The sequence below is a fragment of the Nitrobacter sp. genome, from assembly GCF_051535215.1.
In the GTDB taxonomy this organism is placed as follows: Bacteria; Pseudomonadota; Alphaproteobacteria; order Rhizobiales; family Xanthobacteraceae; genus Nitrobacter.
The window spans coordinates 180,808-196,458 of the sequence record NZ_JBPPLY010000003.1 but is presented as its reverse complement, the minus strand read 5'-3'; the positions used below and the strand labels follow the sequence as shown (position 1 = coordinate 196,458).

17 protein-coding genes and 1 tRNA gene are annotated in these 15,651 nt (G+C 62.0%); 15 read left to right on the top strand and 3 right to left on the bottom strand.

Annotated features, from left to right (window positions below; all coding sequences use genetic code 11):
• Positions 1–57 precede the first annotated feature (57 nt).
• Positions 58–357 carry an acylphosphatase gene (locus ACS3WB_RS05340; RefSeq protein WP_438274527.1) on the top strand — a complete coding sequence of 100 codons (300 nt, stop codon included), beginning with the start codon at positions 58–60 and terminating at the stop codon, positions 355–357.
• 56 nt (positions 358–413) lie between these two features.
• On the opposite strand, the gene lipB is transcribed toward ACS3WB_RS05340, so the two are convergent.
• Positions 414–1,139, bottom strand: a complete 726-nt coding sequence (gene lipB / locus ACS3WB_RS05335) for a lipoyl(octanoyl) transferase LipB (protein ID WP_438274526.1) — start codon at positions 1,137–1,139, stop codon at positions 414–416.
• 63 nt (positions 1,140–1,202) lie between these two features.
• On the opposite strand from lipB, the gene ACS3WB_RS05330 reads away from it, so the two are divergent.
• Together ACS3WB_RS05330 and ACS3WB_RS05325 are read left to right on the top strand one after the other, a co-directional pair.
• On the top strand, positions 1,203–1,445 hold the full coding sequence (locus tag ACS3WB_RS05330) for a FliM/FliN family flagellar motor switch protein (protein WP_292614625.1): 243 nt from the start codon (positions 1,203–1,205) through the stop codon (positions 1,443–1,445).
• 213 nt (positions 1,446–1,658) lie between these two features.
• A tRNA-Leu gene (locus ACS3WB_RS05325) sits at positions 1,659–1,743 on the top strand.
• 55 nt (positions 1,744–1,798) lie between these two features.
• On the opposite strand, the gene ACS3WB_RS05320 is transcribed toward ACS3WB_RS05325, so the two are convergent.
• Positions 1,799–2,737, bottom strand: coding sequence for a DUF4062 domain-containing protein (locus ACS3WB_RS05320; protein ID WP_438274525.1), 939 nt, complete (start codon positions 2,735–2,737; stop codon positions 1,799–1,801).
• 370 nt (positions 2,738–3,107) lie between these two features.
• Between ACS3WB_RS05320 and ACS3WB_RS05315 the strand changes: the two genes are divergently transcribed.
• The 11 genes from ACS3WB_RS05315 to thiL all read left to right on the top strand — a co-directional run bounded on the left by ACS3WB_RS05315 (position 3,108) and on the right by thiL (position 10,423).
• Positions 3,108–3,341, top strand: a complete 234-nt coding sequence (locus ACS3WB_RS05315) for a hypothetical protein (protein WP_438274524.1) — start codon at positions 3,108–3,110, stop codon at positions 3,339–3,341.
• 216 nt (positions 3,342–3,557) lie between these two features.
• Complete coding sequence (locus ACS3WB_RS05310) at positions 3,558–3,689, top strand: DUF3606 domain-containing protein (protein ID WP_438274523.1); 132 nt, start codon at positions 3,558–3,560, stop codon at positions 3,687–3,689.
• 194 nt (positions 3,690–3,883) lie between these two features.
• Complete coding sequence (locus ACS3WB_RS05305) at positions 3,884–4,081, top strand: hypothetical protein (RefSeq protein WP_319798168.1); 198 nt, start codon at positions 3,884–3,886, stop codon at positions 4,079–4,081.
• A 43-nt stretch (positions 4,082–4,124) separates the two neighbouring features.
• The gene (locus ACS3WB_RS05300) at positions 4,125–4,292 is read left to right on the top strand and encodes a hypothetical protein (protein WP_438274522.1); all 168 of its coding nucleotides are present in this window, start codon (positions 4,125–4,127) and stop codon (positions 4,290–4,292) included.
• 297 nt (positions 4,293–4,589) lie between these two features.
• On the top strand, positions 4,590–5,891 hold the full coding sequence (gene glyA, locus ACS3WB_RS05295) for a serine hydroxymethyltransferase (RefSeq protein WP_438274521.1): 1,302 nt from the start codon (positions 4,590–4,592) through the stop codon (positions 5,889–5,891).
• Positions 5,892–6,027: 136 nt separating this feature from the next.
• On the top strand, positions 6,028–6,510 hold the full coding sequence (gene nrdR, locus ACS3WB_RS05290; RefSeq protein WP_292614511.1) for a transcriptional regulator NrdR: 483 nt from the start codon (positions 6,028–6,030) through the stop codon (positions 6,508–6,510).
• The gene (gene ribD / locus ACS3WB_RS05285) at positions 6,507–7,658 is read left to right on the top strand and encodes a bifunctional diaminohydroxyphosphoribosylaminopyrimidine deaminase/5-amino-6-(5-phosphoribosylamino)uracil reductase RibD (RefSeq protein ID WP_438274520.1); all 1,152 of its coding nucleotides are present in this window, start codon (positions 6,507–6,509) and stop codon (positions 7,656–7,658) included. Before nrdR ends, ribD begins: the two co-directional genes overlap by 4 nt.
• A gap of 81 nt (positions 7,659–7,739) precedes the next feature.
• Positions 7,740–8,348 carry a riboflavin synthase gene (locus ACS3WB_RS05280; protein ID WP_438274519.1) on the top strand — a complete coding sequence of 203 codons (609 nt, stop codon included), beginning with the start codon at positions 7,740–7,742 and terminating at the stop codon, positions 8,346–8,348.
• Positions 8,349–8,416: 68 nt separating this feature from the next.
• Positions 8,417–8,908: a 6,7-dimethyl-8-ribityllumazine synthase gene (ribH, locus tag ACS3WB_RS05275; RefSeq protein WP_438274518.1), complete on the top strand. Its 492-nt coding sequence runs from the start codon at positions 8,417–8,419 to the stop codon at positions 8,906–8,908.
• 7 nt (positions 8,909–8,915) lie between these two features.
• The gene (nusB, locus tag ACS3WB_RS05270) at positions 8,916–9,398 is read left to right on the top strand and encodes a transcription antitermination factor NusB (protein WP_438274517.1); all 483 of its coding nucleotides are present in this window, start codon (positions 8,916–8,918) and stop codon (positions 9,396–9,398) included.
• 53 nt (positions 9,399–9,451) lie between these two features.
• Positions 9,452–10,423 (top strand): thiamine-phosphate kinase, encoded by a 972-nt coding sequence (thiL, locus tag ACS3WB_RS05265; RefSeq protein ID WP_438274516.1) that lies wholly within the window; start codon positions 9,452–9,454, stop codon positions 10,421–10,423.
• A 117-nt stretch (positions 10,424–10,540) separates the two neighbouring features.
• On the opposite strand, the gene ACS3WB_RS05260 is transcribed toward thiL, so the two are convergent.
• On the bottom strand, positions 10,541–13,585 hold the full coding sequence (locus ACS3WB_RS05260) for an Rne/Rng family ribonuclease (protein ID WP_438274515.1): 3,045 nt from the start codon (positions 13,583–13,585) through the stop codon (positions 10,541–10,543).
• Positions 13,586–14,276: 691 nt separating this feature from the next.
• Here ACS3WB_RS05260 and ACS3WB_RS05255 point away from each other — a divergent pair.
• Positions 14,277–15,551 (top strand): N-acetylmuramoyl-L-alanine amidase, encoded by a 1,275-nt coding sequence (locus ACS3WB_RS05255; protein WP_438274703.1) that lies wholly within the window; start codon positions 14,277–14,279, stop codon positions 15,549–15,551.
• Positions 15,552–15,651 lie beyond the last annotated feature (100 nt).

The following is a 15,651-nucleotide window of genomic DNA, read 5'->3' as shown; positions in this document are numbered from 1 at the left end:
GCCAGCGCCTTGAAGCCTTGTCCGCGCGCGGCGTGAAGTGCCGGAAATGAAACGCCAATGGACGATGTAGTTCGTCAGATCGTGATCCGCGGCCGCGTGCAGGGCGTCGGCTTCCGCTACTGGGCGACGATCGAAGCCATCCGTCTCGGCGTTGCCGGCTGGGTACGAAACCGCCGTGACGGCAGCGTCGAGGCCTTGTTCACGGGACGCGCCGAAGCCGTCGCCGACATGGTGGCACACTGCCGGAACGGACCGGAATCCGCGCGCGTCGATGCGATCGAGGATCAGCTTGTGACGGCGGCCGCCTTAAAGTTGATCCGGCCCGGCGAGCGCTTCTCACAACTTCCGACGGTGTAAGCAAACCATGGCGCCACGGCCTGCGACCACGCGGTTTCGTACCAGCAGCGCAGAGGTCAGGTGACTTTTTCCGGCATACGCAGTTCCGAAGGCCCGAACACCTCTGCGAAGGCGCGCCGGAGCGCGATGTCCACATCTACCAGTCCGACACGAAGGCCGAGATCGGCGAGACTGGTGACGCCGTAGCGCGGGTCGGTGACGCCGCAGGGCACGATGGCATCGAAATGGCTGAGGTCGGGTTCGACATTGAGCGAGACGCCGTGGAACGATACCCAGCGGCGCAGCCGCACGCCGATCGCCGCGATCTTGTCCTCATGGCCCGGCCCCTTGTCCGGGCGCGCCACCCAGACACCGACCCGGTCCTGCCGCCGTTCGCCCTTGACGTCGAAAGCGCGGAGCGTGCGGATGATCCATTCCTCGAGTCCGGCGACGAACGCCCGCACGTCGGGACGGCGACGCTTCAAATCGAGCATAACATAGGCCACGCGCTGGCCGGGGCCGTGATATGTCACCTGGCCGCCGCGCCCGGTCGAAAACAGCGGAAAGCGGGTCTGCAGCAGATCGCCTTCGCGCCCGCTGGTGCCTGAGGTGTAGAGCGGAGGGTGCTCCAGCAGCCAGACCAGTTCCGGAGCTTCACCCGAGGCGATCGCAGCCGCCCGCGTCTCCATGGCGGCAACAGCATCGGGATAGGGCACCGGCGCATCGGACAGGACCCAGTCGACGGGCTTGCCGGGCGAGGCTGCACACGGCTTCAGATCGAGAAGCTGGCGGTCATTAACCATTGTCTAACCATAACGTGGTGGTCTTGGACCGTATCAATTTTGCAGGTTCGTGAGTCCGTATTCGTGGCGACGCTCGATAAAGTATCCGTCGATCTCATGGTGGTCCTGGGGACCACGTCGATGCCCGTTCATCAGGTCATGCGGCTCAGCCGCGGCGCTATCATCGAACTGGATGCTACCGAGCAGGACGAGGTCAAGATCCTCGCCAACAACATGCCGGTCGCCAGCGGTGTGGTAATGGTCAATCGCAACCGCATTGCGGTTGAAGTCAAACAGATGCTGCCGCGAACCCCCGATCGCAGGTAATCGCTGAGTTGCGGGTCGGCAACGGACGGACCCAAGATAGGCGACGGGATCAAAAGCACACCCGAAACCCCTGATTCCAGTATCGTTATGGGTCCAAGGCAATGCTTGTTTCGGATCGCTTTACGTTCTGCCGGGCCTTGTCCCCCCACCATTGTTTTGTTACATCGGCGCCGTCGATCCGGTCAGGGCATCAGCCTTGGCTCCGATCCAATAGCGCTCGTGGCGGAATTGGTAGACGCGCTGCCTTGAGGTGGCAGTGAGTAACATCGTGGGGGTTCGAGTCCCTCCGAGCGCACCACCTCACAAAAATGATCCGGAGGTCGCGTTAAGTGATTGCGGAATCTGGTCGATCATTAGCGTCGCGACTGGAGAAACCGTTTTCCCTTTTCGGTTACGGACCAGGCAATGTGATTGGAAAACCCCGCGATGATCGAGCGGGATCTGATCAGGCCCATGGTTTCCAGCCGGTCCCGGATGACGGTCGCGCTTTTTTCGCCAAGCTCCCAATAGTCGGACATGCGAAATTTCTGCCGGTACCAATATCCGACAAGCTCTCGAACGTAGGCTTCCGAGGGGCTCTTGAGGAGCTGGTCATAAATTCCGACAAAAACATCGCCCAATGAAATCGACTTGGAGACGATGTCCGGAACCCCTTCTTCAGATCGATAGACGAGGAATTCCACGGTAATCGAATCGACCGATCCTGCGAGGACCAGTTCCGTCGAGCCGCGATTGAGATTGGCCAGTTTCTGATGAAAGTCCGCATTCTCGATGCGGAGTCTTTCCAGTTCCTGGAGGACTTTTGGATCGATGGCTTGATCGCCGCGTATCCAGCCGGTTCTCGGCTTCAGGTTAACCGCGGTTGCGACGGCCATCACGACCTTCATGCAAAGGTCGCTTTCATTGATCCAGGTTTCGACGATGCCGGCTGTCCTCAAACGAGCTTTGAAAGCATCCAGTCTTTCCTTTAGTCCGGCGTCCGGTTCAAAAGTTTCAGAAAGGAACGCAAGTATCGGAACGTCTTTCGACCGCGCGTATTCAAATGCTCCTTCGCTAAAATTAAGACCGTCATGCGAGAGAGAGCCATAATGGCCGCCGACGATCGTGATGAAATAGTCGCTTCGGTCAATGATCCGCTTGATGTAATCCAGTTGCGTTTGATCGGTTGCCGGAAGCACCTCCAGACCAGCAGGCATGTATCCCGCTTTTGCCAACGTGTTGCTGACGGCCTGTCGTTCGTCCCTCAAATCGTTGTAGGTCGAACTGATGAAAACCTGAAAAACCCGATTCACGTGATTTCCACATGCGGCTGATATCGTAAGCAACTGACGCGCGGAATAGGACGTGGGATTTCATTAAGGTGGCATTGCTGGATCGGCAATTGCAGCGCGTTCGGGCTGGGGACGTTGCATCGTTAAGCACAGATTCCCACCAGCCGTCATCCGTTTCGGCCGACATCCGTTTCGGCCGATGAGTCAGCTCGCGGAACGTAGGGGGAACGTTCAAGGGGGGCGTGCAGGCTCTCCGATTATGCGACGACGCAGATATGGATGTCGGTGCCTTCGAACATCTTTTTAGAAAGTCTGTAGTGAAATCCAGCTTCCCGGTGCAAGCGCAGAAAATATTAACTTTTTATTTACTATACGATTCCAGCATTCGCTCATGAGCATCTCACGCAGAACAACTCATAGCGATTTACGATCGCTCGAAGCTGCCGCAGCGGTGGCGCGCAGCGGCTTCGCCTGCATCTTTTCCTCTTCCGACGAGTACGAACGCGCCCTCATCACAGAGCGCCGAGCCCGGGGGCGCTATAGCGCTCGCCAGGGGAGTTGGACGATGACAGCGCTCATCGTACTGGCCCTCTCGGTGACGGGGGCGGTTATGTATTGGGTATGACCTGCCGGGTCTCGTGAGCGCAGTCTTCCAGGAAATCATGTCATTTCATGGCCGTAAGCGGATCTGGTTTCCCGATTGGCCGAAACCGGAAACCGTATCTTAACCGTTACGGCATGGCGCTGTGGCGGGCTGCGATTCGATTGCTACATTCAGGGAATGATCCAGCTTGTACCAGTTGCATCAGTGATATCCGCCTACCAGAAACCAGAGGCCACGGTGGATACCAGTAACCACGCCCAGACCGATATCTGGGCGAGCCGGCTGAATGTCTCGCGCGAGACGTTACTGGAGGCGGCCGAACAGGTCGGACCCTCGGTCGCCGCGCTCCGCCGCTATCTTTCCAAATAACGCAGTTTCCACCGACCAGCACGGTCTCGTCGCTGGCTGATGTCTTGCTGCGCTTGCGGCGCCAGTTCCATTTTGTGACCTGTGTCATTGAAGGCCGCTGGCGCGTGATTCACATCACGGACCGCTCCGGTTCTGTCTTGCATCCTGGTCGCGTCGTCAAACAGACGATGTGTCAATCAGCGAGGAGAACCACGATGAACAGGACTTCCACGACCGGTGACATCCGTGCGCTCACGGGTGATGAACTCAACAACGTATCGGGCGGCATGAAAGCCGTAGTGTTTGTCGACCGGATGTTCATGACGATCGAGGCCGACGCCAATCATTACGGCGTCGTTGTCCGGCCCGGCTTCGAACACACCTGTGTCAGCTTCGGCGGCGACGGCTGCTGAAAACTGACGTCAACCAAACGCACATCAACTTCAGGAGACTGCAATGTCCCAGCAGACCAGAAACAACGAGACTCGTGTTCTCACGTCGGATGAGGTGGACGCCGTGTCGGGCGGCGCCAAATCGCTCCACAACGAGTTTTCGGTCGGCGGTTATAAGATGACCATCGACGCAGACGCCGTGCACTACACCGTGGTCGTCACGGAGAAATAACTTGCGAACCCAATAAGCCGGTCAGCCCGCCTGAAGCCGGGTGCACTGACCGGCCTATTCCGCCGATTTGGCCCTGGCCGTGCCGGGCTTGGCCCGACCCTAGGGGAGGGGCGGGCGGGGTGCTCCGATCTTTCGCAATCTCCCGCGCCCACCATATATTGCCCGGACATCGAAGCGCAGGCGCAACACCTTGGCCGCCCCAAACCGATGTGCTATCTGGCTGGGGCCGCTTCGATCGCCCGTTACTGCTGCTCGCACCCGGTCTCAACGGGCTGCGCCGCCAAGGATATTCTGTCGATGGACTTGACCGCCAAAACCGCTTCTGCGCCCGATTCCTTCTTCGCGGCCGCCTTGGCCGAGGCCGATTCCGAAATCGCCGCCGCGATCAAGGGAGAGTTGGGCCGCCAGCGCCACGAGATCGAACTGATCGCGTCGGAAAATATCGTCAGCCGCGCAGTTCTGGAGGCGCAGGGCTCGGTATTGACCAACAAATACGCCGAGGGTTATCCGGGCGCGCGCTATTACGGCGGATGCGAGTGGGTTGACGTCGTGGAAACGCTGGCGATCGAGCGGGCCAAGAAGCTGTTCGGTGCCCAGTTCGCCAACGTCCAGCCGAACTCCGGCAGTCAGATGAACCAGGCGGTGTTCCTGGCGCTGCTGCAGCCCGGCGACACTTTCATGGGGCTTGATCTTGCCGCCGGCGGTCACCTGACTCACGGCGCGCCGGTCAATATGTCCGGCAAGTGGTTCAAGGCCGCGCACTACACCGTGCGGCGCGACGACCACCTGATCGACATGGACGAGGTGGCGCGGCGGGCCGAAGAGGTCAAGCCGAAGCTGATCATCGCCGGTGGCTCGGCCTATTCGCGGCCGTGGGACTTCAAGCGCTTCCGCGAGATCGCCGACAGCGTCGGGGCTTATCTGATGGTGGACATGGCGCACTTCGCCGGCCTCGTCGCCGGGGGCGTGCATGCCTCGCCCGTCCCGCACGCGCATGTGACCACGACCACTACCCACAAGTCGCTGCGCGGTCCGCGCGGCGGCCTGATCCTGTGCAATGATGAGGCGCTCGCCAAGAAGTTCAATTCGGCGATCTTCCCCGGCCTGCAGGGCGGTCCGTTGATGCACGTCATCGCCGCCAAGGCCGTCGCGTTCGGCGAGGCGCTGCGCCCGGACTTCAAGCTTTACGCGAAGAACGTCGTCGAAAATGCCAAGGCGCTGGCCGAAAGCCTGCGTGGCCATGGCTTCGATATCGTCTCCGGCGGTACCGACAACCACCTGATGCTGGTGGACCTGCGGCCCAAGGGGCTGAGAGGCAACGTCTCGGAAAAGGCGCTGGTTCGCGCAGGCCTCACCTGCAACAAGAACGGCATTCCTTTTGATCCCGAAAAGCCGTTCGTGACTTCCGGTCTTCGTCTCGGCACGCCGGCGACCACCACGCGTGGCTTCGGGGTTGCGGAATTCAAGCAGGTCGGCGGCCTGATCGCCGAGGTGCTCAACGCCATCGCGCAGGCCGAAGATGGCAAGGCTCCGCTGGTCGAGGCGGCGGTAAAGGAGAAGGTCAAGGCGCTGACCGACCGTTTTCCGATCTATCAGTAATGACGAAGCTTTGGCCATGTAACCCCGCCGTCATGCACGGCTTTATGCCGGGCACCTACGACTTTGATGGCGGACGGCTCAGAGATGTGGAAGGCCGGGACGAGCCCGGCCTTGACGCGAACGAGGAGGCGCGTTGATGCGCTGCCCGAGTTGCAACAGTCTGGATACCCAGGTGAAGGACTCGCGGCCGACGGAAGACTCGGCTGTGATCCGCCGGCGGCGCGTCTGCATGGCCTGCAATTTCCGCTTCACCACCTTCGAGCGCGTGCAGTTGCGTGAACTCACGGTCATCAAGCGCAACGGACGGAGGGTGCCCTTCGATCGCGACAAGCTGGTGCGCTCGCTGCAGATATCCTTGCGCAAACGGCCGGTCGATGCCGAACGCGTCGAGACCATGGTGTCGGCCATCGTCCGCGAACTGGAGAGTGGCGGCGAGGCGGAAATTTCGTCCGAGACCATCGGCGAAATCGTGATGGAGCATTTGAGGAGCCTCGACGACGTCGCCTATGTGCGCTTTGCCTCGGTCTACCGCAATTTCCGGGAGGCCAAGGATTTCGAGGCGGTGCTGGGTGAGCTTTCCAGCGAGGACGACGCGCGGCAGGTGCCGCTGCGCAAATGATCTTCCGCGTTCTGGAAGAGCAATACGGCGAGAAACTCCGGACGGCCAAGGCCGCTGATTTGCATTTCATGCAACTGGCGCTGGCGCTGGGACGCCGCGGCCTCGGCGCGAGCGCGCCCAATCCCGCCGTCGGCGCCGTCATCGTGAAGGACGATGTAATCGTCGGCCGCGGCTGGACCCAGCCGGGAGGCCGTCCGCATGCCGAGGTCGAGGCGCTGCGGCGCGCGGGAGAGGCGGCGCGCGGCGCGACGCTGTATGTCACGCTCGAGCCATGTTCGCATGTCGGGAAAACGCCGCCATGCGCCGACGCCGTGATAGCCGCCGGCATTAAACGGGTCGTATCCGCCATCGAAGACCCAACTCCGGAGGTCGCGGGGCAGGGCCACGCCCGGTTGCGAGCCGCTGGAGTAGCGGTCGAAGTCGGCCTTTGCGCACTCGAGGCGGCGCAACATCATGCCGGCCATTTCCGGCGGGTCCGGGACAAGCGCCCGCACGTCATCCTCAAACTCGCCACGTCCAGCGACGGAAAGATCGCAGCCGCCGGAGGCACGCCGGTCGCCATCACGGGCGAGGCGGCGAGAGCACGGGTGCATCTGCTGCGCGCGCAGTGCAACGGCATCCTGGTCGGCATCGGCACCGTGCTGGCCGACGATCCTCTCCTGACCTGCCGGCTTCCGGGCATGGAAACGCGCTCGCCACCGCGCGTGGTGCTGGATCACGCGCTGCGTATCCCGCATGAGAGCAGGCTGGTGCGGTCCGCGCGCGAGACCCCGCTTTGGGTGATGGCTTCCGACCCTATTGAAGCCTCCACGGCCGCGAAACTCGGTGAATCCGGCGCGCAGGTCGTGCGCGTTCCGGTTGCCGCCAGCGCGCCCGGGCTCGATCTGGTCGCTGTTCTCCGCGCCCTGTCCGAGAGGGGTGTCACGCGCCTGATGGTCGAAGGCGGCGCGCGTGTTGCAACTTCATTTGTTGCGGCCGGTCTGGTCGACGAAGCGTGGCTGCTGCGTGGTCCCGATCCGATCGGCGACGAGGGGGTGCCGGCGCTTAGCCTCCTGCCGCTCTACGCCATCACCCGATCGTCTCAATTCAAGGTTCGTGCGAGCGAGACGCTGGATCAGGACACGCTCACGATTTACGAACGCGCCTAGAGCCTTTCCGCTTTGCTCGAAAACGATATAAATCGGGATAGTTTTGAATTCGAAAGCGTTCGGCCGCTACGGAAGGTTCTGATGTTCACCGGCATAGTGAGCGACATCGGCGAGATCGAAAGCCTGACGCCGACGGCGCAGAACCGGCTGCATCGGCTGCGCATCCTCTGTCACTATAATCGCAGCACCATCGCGGACGGCGCGTCGATCGCCTGCAACGGCATTTGCCTGACGGTTGTTGCCTCGGGAGTCACCGGCGGGCGGACCTGGTTCGACGTCGATGTCGGGGCTGAGACGCTCGACGTGACGACGGCAAAGCAATGGCCGGTGGGAGCGCGTCTCAATCTCGAACGTGCGTTGAAGATCGGCGACGAACTCGGCGGCCACATCGTCGCAGGGCATGTCGACGGAATCGCAACGGTCGTTGCGCGCGACGATCTGCATGGCATGGCGCGCTTCGAATTGCGCACAGCCCGGGATCTGGCGCGCTTCATCGCAGCCAAGGGTTCGGTGACGCTGGACGGCGTATCGCTGACGGTGAACGCCGTGCGGGACGAAACGTTTTCGGTGCTTATCATTCCGCGAACGCTCGATGTCACGACGCTGGGGGGGTGGCACGCGGGCAGGGAGGTCAACATCGAGGTCGACCTGATGGCGCGTTACGCGGCGCGGCTGAACGAGATGAAGTAGGCTTTCGATAAATGTATCATGCGCGGACTTGACCCGCGTATTCTTCCTCTTAACAAGATGAGCAGGGCATGGCAGAGGCAAGGCGCGCAGCGCCTCAGGATCGGACCGACGTCTCGGGCGCGCGCGCCCTGATCGTCGAGGCGCGGTTCTACGACGACATTCAGGATGCGCTGCTCGAAGGCGCGGTCGCGGAACTGAGATCCGCCGGCGTCGGTTATGAGGTCGTCGCCGTTCCGGGCGCTCTGGAAATCCCCGCGGCGATTGCCATGGCACTTGATGCGGCGGAGCGAAATGGCGAGCCTTACGACGCGGTGGTTGCGCTCGGCTGCGTGGTGCGCGGCGACACCATTCATTTCGAGATCGTCTCGATGGAATCCTGCCGCGCGCTGATGGATCTGTCGGTGCAGCGGCGTGTGCCGGTCGGCAACGGCATCATCACTGTCAATACCGAGGCGCAGGCATGGGCAAGAGCGCGCGCGAGCGAATTGAACAAGGGTGGCCATGCGGCGCAGGCGGCGCTGGCAATGCTGCGGATCAAGCGCCGGTTGGCGAAGGCGTAACAACACGATGGCGGACATCAAGGCGAGTATCGACAGGAAAGCCAACCGACGCGGCGCGGCGCGGCTTGCCGCCGTGCAGGCGCTTTATCAGATGGAGATCGGCGGCGCAGGCATCAACGACGTCTTCGCGGAGTTCGACAGCCACTGGCTCGGCAGCGAAGTCGAAGGCGACAAATATCTCCCCGCGGAGGCCGAATTCTTCCGTGACGTTGTGGCGGGCGTCGTCCGCGATCAGGGAAAGCTCGATCCGTTGATCGACGATGCGCTGTCGAAGGGCTGGCCGCTGAAGCGTATCGCAGCAATCCTGCGCGCGGTGCTTCGCGCCGGCTCGTACGAACTGGAACACCGCAAGGATGTTCCGGCGCGCGTGGTGGTGTCAGAATATGTTGATGTTGCCCACGCCTTCGTTGAGAAGGAGGAGGCCGGTATGGTCAATGCGGTGCTCGATCAGATCGCGCGCCGTTTCCGCGCCGACGAGTTTGCGGGCTGATCGCTGCTGTCCGACGGCGTTGTCCCGAGTTCGCATTCACGGGGATCGAAAGCATGCCGTCCGGTGAAGACGATCTGATCGCGCGCTACTTCAGGCCGATCGCGACCGACCCGGGCGCGCTTGGGCTTACCGACGACGCGGCCATCCTGAAATGCGGTCGCGACGATCTCGTGATCACGACCGACGCCATTGTCGAAGGCGTTCATTTCCTGAGCGGCGATCCGCCGGATACAGTCGCCAGGAAAGCCTTGAGGGTCAATCTTTCCGATCTTGCCGCCAAGGGAGCTGCGCCGGCCGGCTTCGTCATGAGTCTTGCCTTGCGCAACGCCGATGAGGGTTGGCTCTCGTCATTCGCGCGCGGGCTCTCCGACGATGCAACCGGATTTGGCTGCCCGCTGCTTGGCGGCGACACCGTGGCAACGCCGGGGCCGCTGACGATTTCCATCACCGCCTTTGGTCGCGTGCCGCCTGGTGAAACGATTCTGCGTAGCAGCGCGGAGCCCGGCGACCGCATCGTTGTTTCCGGCACCATCGGTGACGCTTCGCTGGGGCTCGCTGTTCTCACGGGAAAAATGACTGTCGGCGATGTCGCGATCCGCGAGATGCTGCTCGGCCGCTACCGGATTCCGCAACCGCGCATCGGTCTGGCGGAAAGCGTTCGGAATTATGCGCGCGCCGCGATGGACGTGTCTGACGGCCTGGCCGGCGATCTTGCTAAGCTGTGCGCGGCGTCCGGAGTTTCGGCTGTGATCGATGCCGCGTCCGTTCCGTTATCGGACGCAACCCGCGGACTGATCGAGCAAGGTCAGACGTGTCTTGAATCCGTGGTGAGTGGTGGCGACGATTACGAGATTCTGTGCACCATCACTGAGGATCGCTTCAGTGATTTCGCCCGCACGGCGCTCAGCGTCGGCGTCGCGGTAACATCGATCGGAACGATCGTTGCGGGCGACACGCCTCCGAAGTGGCTCGACGCCGAAGGCAAGGAGATCGCGCTCTCACGGCTTTCCTATAGCCATTTCTGAATCGTGGAGCCGTTGCGGTTTTGATGGAATCAAGGCCGGCGCTTTAGCGTCGTGTGACCCTATGCAACGAAAAAACGCCCGGCATAGCCGGGCGTTTTGAATTGAGAAGAGCGCGCTTCAGCCGCCGTTACCGAACCGGCGCGACCACCACCCTGCACGACGTGGACGGCCTTCGTTCGATTCTTCCTGAGGCTGTTGCGGCTCAGGAGCCGTTTCTTCCGGCTGGCTTTGAGCCGCGGGCGCAACCGGGGGCGCCTCTTCCGAAGTGAAGCTCACCTTCTCGCGCACCGTCGAGCGCCGGCGAACCGTTTTCTCGGATTCTGATATGGCCTGATCCTTGCCGTCGTCCGGGCTCGCGATGTCCGGCTGCCCGGCAGAGTTCTGAGGCTGAGCTTCGACGTCAGGCGAACCGACCTGCGGTTCAGGCTCAGGGGCGATCGGCGCCGAGTCGAAGTCGGCGACGGCTTCCACCACTTCCGAATCTGAGGTCGGACCGAGTTCGTCGGAAATCGAGCCGGTGAGACCCGCGCCTGTACTTCCGCGGCGACGTCTGCCGCCACGCCGTCCGCGACGTCGCGGTCGCCGCTCGCCGTCCGGAGACTGATCAGCTTGCGCTTCGGGATCCTGCACTCCAGCGTCATCTCCGTCATTTTCGACGTCGTCGGTCATGAAGCGCGCCGCGGCGAAATCAGCGGGAATCAGCACGTTATCGGTATCGTCATCAGGCGCGATCTGATCGTCGCGGATTTCTACGGATCGTTCGCGCCGGGACCGGCGGCGTTTTCGCTTGCGGCCGTCGCCTTCCGCTTCGCTAACCGCTTGTTCATCGGTGCGGACTTCGGTATCGCCGGTCTCGGTCTCGGCTTCGGTATCGAGAGGCTGCTCATCCTCAGCGGCTTCTTCGGGCTGCGGAGGGAACGCGGCAAGTTGCGCGGTCAGCAGCGCTTTCGCGGCTTCCAGCGTATGCACCTGCTCACCGCGATCGATGATGAACGATTGCTGACCGGCGATCGCAGGATCGGCGATCACGGAAAGACCGACCTTGAAGCTGTGTTCGAGGTCGCGCAGATGACCGCGCTTCTGGTTGAGCACATACAGCGCGACGTTGGTGCGTGTCCGCACGATAAGATTGTGCGTCGCGCCTTTCATCAGGGTTTCCTCGAGGCTGCGCAGCAACTGCAACGCCACCGAAGGAACCGAGCGCACGTGACCGGTGCCACCGCAGTGCGGGCAGGACTCGGTCGAGCTTTCCAGCATGCTGGCGCGAATGCGCTGGCGCGACATTTCCAGAAGGCCGAAGTGCGAGATGCGTCCGACCTGGATGCGCGCACGGTCGTGGCGCAGACAGTCGCTGAGCTTGCGCTCCACCGCACGGTTGTTGCGCTTCTCGTCCATGTCGATGAAGTCGATGACGATGAGGCCGGCGAGATCGCGCAACCGCAACTGTCTGGCGACTTCCTCGGCTGCCTCGAGATTGGTCTTGAGCGCCGTATCCTTGATGTGATGCTCGCGGGTCGAACGGCCGGAGTTGACGTCGATCGATACTAGCGCCTCGGTCTGGTTGATTACGATGTATCCTCCGGAGCGAAGTTGCACCGTCGGCGAGAACATCGCATCGAGCTGGCTTTCCACGCCCATGCGCGAGAATAACGGCTGATAATCGTGATATGGCTTTACCGCGCAAACGTTGGACGGCATCAGCATCTTCATGAAATCGCGCGCTTCCTGATAACCGGCTTCGCCGGCGACCTGGATCTCGTCGATTTCCTTGCTGTAGAGATCGCGTAGCGAACGCTTGATCAGCGAGCCTTCTTCATACACGAGGGTCGGCGCCTGCGACCGCAGAGTCACGTCACGCACGGTTTCCCACATGCGGATCAGATACTCGAAGTCGCGTTTGATCTCCGGCTTGGTGCGCGCGGCGCCGGCGGTGCGCAGGATAACTCCCATGCCTTCGGGCACATCCAGGTCCTGCACCACCTCCTTCAGCCGCGAACGGTCCTGCGCCGAGGTGATCTTGCGGCTGATGCCGCCGCCGCGTGCGGTATTTGGCATCAGCACGGCGTAGCGGCCGGCCAGCGACAGATAGGTCGTCAGCGCCGCGCCCTTGTTGCCGCGCTCTTCCTTGACCACCTGCACCAACATCACCTGGCGACGCTTGATGACTTCCTGAATTTTGTACTGACGCCGCGGCCGGTAGGTGCGCTCCGGCACTTCCTCCAGCGCATCGTCGCCGCCGACGGATTCGACCTGCTGATCCTCCTCGGTCTCGCCATCGTCCTCATCCTCGTCGGCGGGGACGACATCGTGATCGTGAGCTTCGTGATGGTCGTGAGGTTCGTGTACCTCTTCGACAGTGAGAACGGCCGGTTCAGCATGATCGTCTTGAGCGTCAAGAGCGTGCGGCTCGAAATCGGCCGCAGGCGGATTCGATGCTACCGGGGCTGCGTCGGAGGCATCATGCGCCTCGTCGCGATGCTCAAAGGCAACGTTATCCGAGGGAGACGTGAAGGCAAGGTCTTGCGATTCGTGCGGGCCATCGGCATCGATTTCGTGACGGTCGGAACCATACGGATCGTCGTGCCCGACATTATCTTGAGCCTGCTCGTGATGTTCGTGATGTGCGTCATCCTCGTATGGATGATCGTGATCCTGAACCTCGTGTTGCTGCCCGACATGATCGTCCGACGTCGATTCGTCGTGAGGTCGGCCGTACTGCGACGCATCTGCCGCCGCGTCCTCATGGTCCGCATCCTCGACGATGGCGCTCTGCACGCGTTCGCCGTGGTCGCGCCGGCGCGAACTGCGATTCCGTGAGCGGCGGCGGCTGGAGCGATCTTCCGACTCTTCTTCCGCCTCGCGATGCGCGCGCTCGTCGGCTTCGATCAGCGCCTGACGGTCGGCGACCGGAATCTGATAATAGTCAGGATGGATTTCGCTGAACGCAAGGAAGCCGTGTCGGTTTCCGCCGTATTCGATGAACGCGGCCTGCAGCGAAGGTTCCACGCGGGTGACCTTGGCCAGATAGATGTTGCCGCGCAGTTGTTTGCGCTGGGCGGATTCGAAATCAAATTCCTCGACGCGATTGCCGCGAACCACGACCACCCGGGTCTCTTCCGGGTGGGTGGCGTCGATCAACATCTTGTTGGGTTTGTTGGACATGTTGGAGCTCTTGGCGGCGGAGGGCGCATGGCACGGCGCGCGCGTTTCGCGCGGCCGGGTGACGCAACGGTCCACCTGATTCGGGGGTGAGGGGAAGGCCGCGATGCGATCCTGGGCGCCTTGCCGATCCTGTTCCCGGCGCGGCGCGGCGTGCGAAGCTCTCGTCTCGCGTCGGCGCGGTCCTTGCGGGGATATTGGTCGGCTCTTCAGTCTGGCGCATCAGGCGTCGGCCCGTCTGAACAGGTTGGCGGCAAAAGCACCGCCGGATATCTCGCTGCCGGACCGACGCGGCGCCAAAGTGCCTGTCGGCTGTCGTACCTCGTGGCCGCAGGGCCGGGACAATCGGTCATTACCTTCTGAAACCGTCCCCGGCGCAAAAAACCTGGTACCGGACGCCCCCCAAGCTCGAAACCGCCGCTCCAACTCGACCGCGCGAAGCGCTGGCTGGGTGGAGGGGGCAGAACGCGGGCACCTCAAGCAATTTGAGATCCTGCGCCGCACCGGGAGGCTGTACGCGATACAACCGGGAGTTTAACCGTCAGCACTGTCATACATACGTGGATTGCTTGACGCTTGCAAGGGACAGCATCTCCCGCGGGCAGGACCGACAGTATTTGTTGTGGGCGGATTTAAGGTCCGATTAACCCTACGGTTCTATTGCGGTAAAATGCAGCTCGGAGGCATGGGTTCGTTGGCGGGCCGCGCAAATCTGGGAATCATGTGGCTCTGCGCCACTGCGCTGTTTCTTTCCGGCGCGGCTTCACTCGCCGCCGGAAACGACCATGATCGCCCCGAGATTGCGGGAGATTTTCCAATCGCCTCGGAGGTCCGGCTCGCGGGCGATGAGAAACAGACCCGCTTCATTCTGGATCTGGACAAAAAGATCGATATCCATCCCTTTTTGCTGGCCAATCCTGATCGGGTCGTCATTGACATCCCACAGGTGAGCTTCCGCCTGGCCCCCGACGCTGGCGCCAACGGACGCGGCCTGATCAAGGCGTTCCGCTACGGACTGGTGATGCCCGGCGGATCGCGGATCGTGTTCGATCTCGCCGGTCCCGCGAAAATCGAAAAGGCCTATGTACTCGATGCAGCAAACGGTCAGCCGCCCCGCCTGGTGGTCGAACTGGAGGCCGTCGACCGGGCTGCATTCAATCGCCTGTTGGCGTCGTCAAACAGTTCCGAGGGGATGAGGGGTGCGGTTTCCCCCGACCTGGTCGATGCGACCGGTTCGACCCCGGCGGCGACGCCTTCGGACACGCGTCCCGTGGTCGTAATCGATCCGGGCCATGGCGGAATCGACAACGGAACCGAGGCTTCGACGGGAGAGACGGAAAAGGATCTGGTGCTGGCCTTTGCCGTGGCTCTGCGTAATCGCATCGAGCAGGACGGCAAATATCACGTTATTATGACCCGGACCGACGACACCTTCATCCCGCTGGCCGAGCGTGTGCATGTCGCCCGAACCAATGGGGCTGCGCTGTTCGTGTCGATCCATGCAGACGCGCTGCCACGCCGTGAGGGCGATGCCCGGGGCGCAACGATCTACACGCTGTCGGACAAGGCATCGGACGCCGAAGCGGAGCGGCTGGCAGACGCTGAAAACAAGGCCGACGCGATCGGGGGCGTCAACCTGACCGAGGAGCCGACCGACGTCGCCGATATCCTGATCGACCTTGCGCAGCGGGAAACGCGCACGTTTTCAAACCGCTTCGCCCGGTTGTTGATGAGCGAGATGCAAACGACCATGCGGATGCACAAGCATCCGCTGAAGTCGGCCGGGTTCAGGGTCCTCAAGGCGCCCGACGTGCCGTCGGTATTGATCGAACTGGGGTTCGTCTCCAACAAGGCAGACCTTCGTCAAATGGTATCTGAAGACTGGCGCTCCAGGACGGTTGGTTCGGTTGCGAACGCGGTTGAGGCGTTCCTTGCGAAAAGAGTGGTTTCGGCTGGGCCGGCCCATTGAAGCCCTAGTTTGGCCACAGCGGCCGCTCTATAGAAAAGTTGTCGCAAGTTCGCAGAATCGGCCACAACCGGAGTTCCTCTCCGGCGGATGCTTCGACGAA

Coding starts and splice junctions, on each gene's coding strand:
- ACS3WB_RS05340 (WP_438274527.1), top strand. CDS start 58: ATGGACGATGTAGTTCGTCAGATCGTGATCCGCGGCCGCGTGCAGGGC.
- lipB (WP_438274526.1), bottom strand. CDS start 1,139: ATGGTTAATGACCGCCAGCTTCTCGATCTGAAGCCGTGTGCAGCCTCG.
- ACS3WB_RS05315 (WP_438274524.1), top strand. CDS start 3,108: ATGAGCATCTCACGCAGAACAACTCATAGCGATTTACGATCGCTCGAA.
- ACS3WB_RS05305 (WP_319798168.1), top strand. CDS start 3,884: ATGAACAGGACTTCCACGACCGGTGACATCCGTGCGCTCACGGGTGAT.
- ACS3WB_RS05300 (WP_438274522.1), top strand. CDS start 4,125: ATGTCCCAGCAGACCAGAAACAACGAGACTCGTGTTCTCACGTCGGAT.
- glyA (WP_438274521.1), top strand. CDS start 4,590: ATGGACTTGACCGCCAAAACCGCTTCTGCGCCCGATTCCTTCTTCGCG.
- nrdR (WP_292614511.1), top strand. CDS start 6,028: ATGCGCTGCCCGAGTTGCAACAGTCTGGATACCCAGGTGAAGGACTCG.
- ribD (WP_438274520.1), top strand. CDS start 6,507: ATGATCTTCCGCGTTCTGGAAGAGCAATACGGCGAGAAACTCCGGACG.
- ACS3WB_RS05280 (WP_438274519.1), top strand. CDS start 7,740: ATGTTCACCGGCATAGTGAGCGACATCGGCGAGATCGAAAGCCTGACG.
- ribH (WP_438274518.1), top strand. CDS start 8,417: ATGGCAGAGGCAAGGCGCGCAGCGCCTCAGGATCGGACCGACGTCTCG.
- nusB (WP_438274517.1), top strand. CDS start 8,916: ATGGCGGACATCAAGGCGAGTATCGACAGGAAAGCCAACCGACGCGGC.
- thiL (WP_438274516.1), top strand. CDS start 9,452: ATGCCGTCCGGTGAAGACGATCTGATCGCGCGCTACTTCAGGCCGATC.
- ACS3WB_RS05260 (WP_438274515.1), bottom strand. CDS start 13,585: ATGTCCAACAAACCCAACAAGATGTTGATCGACGCCACCCACCCGGAA.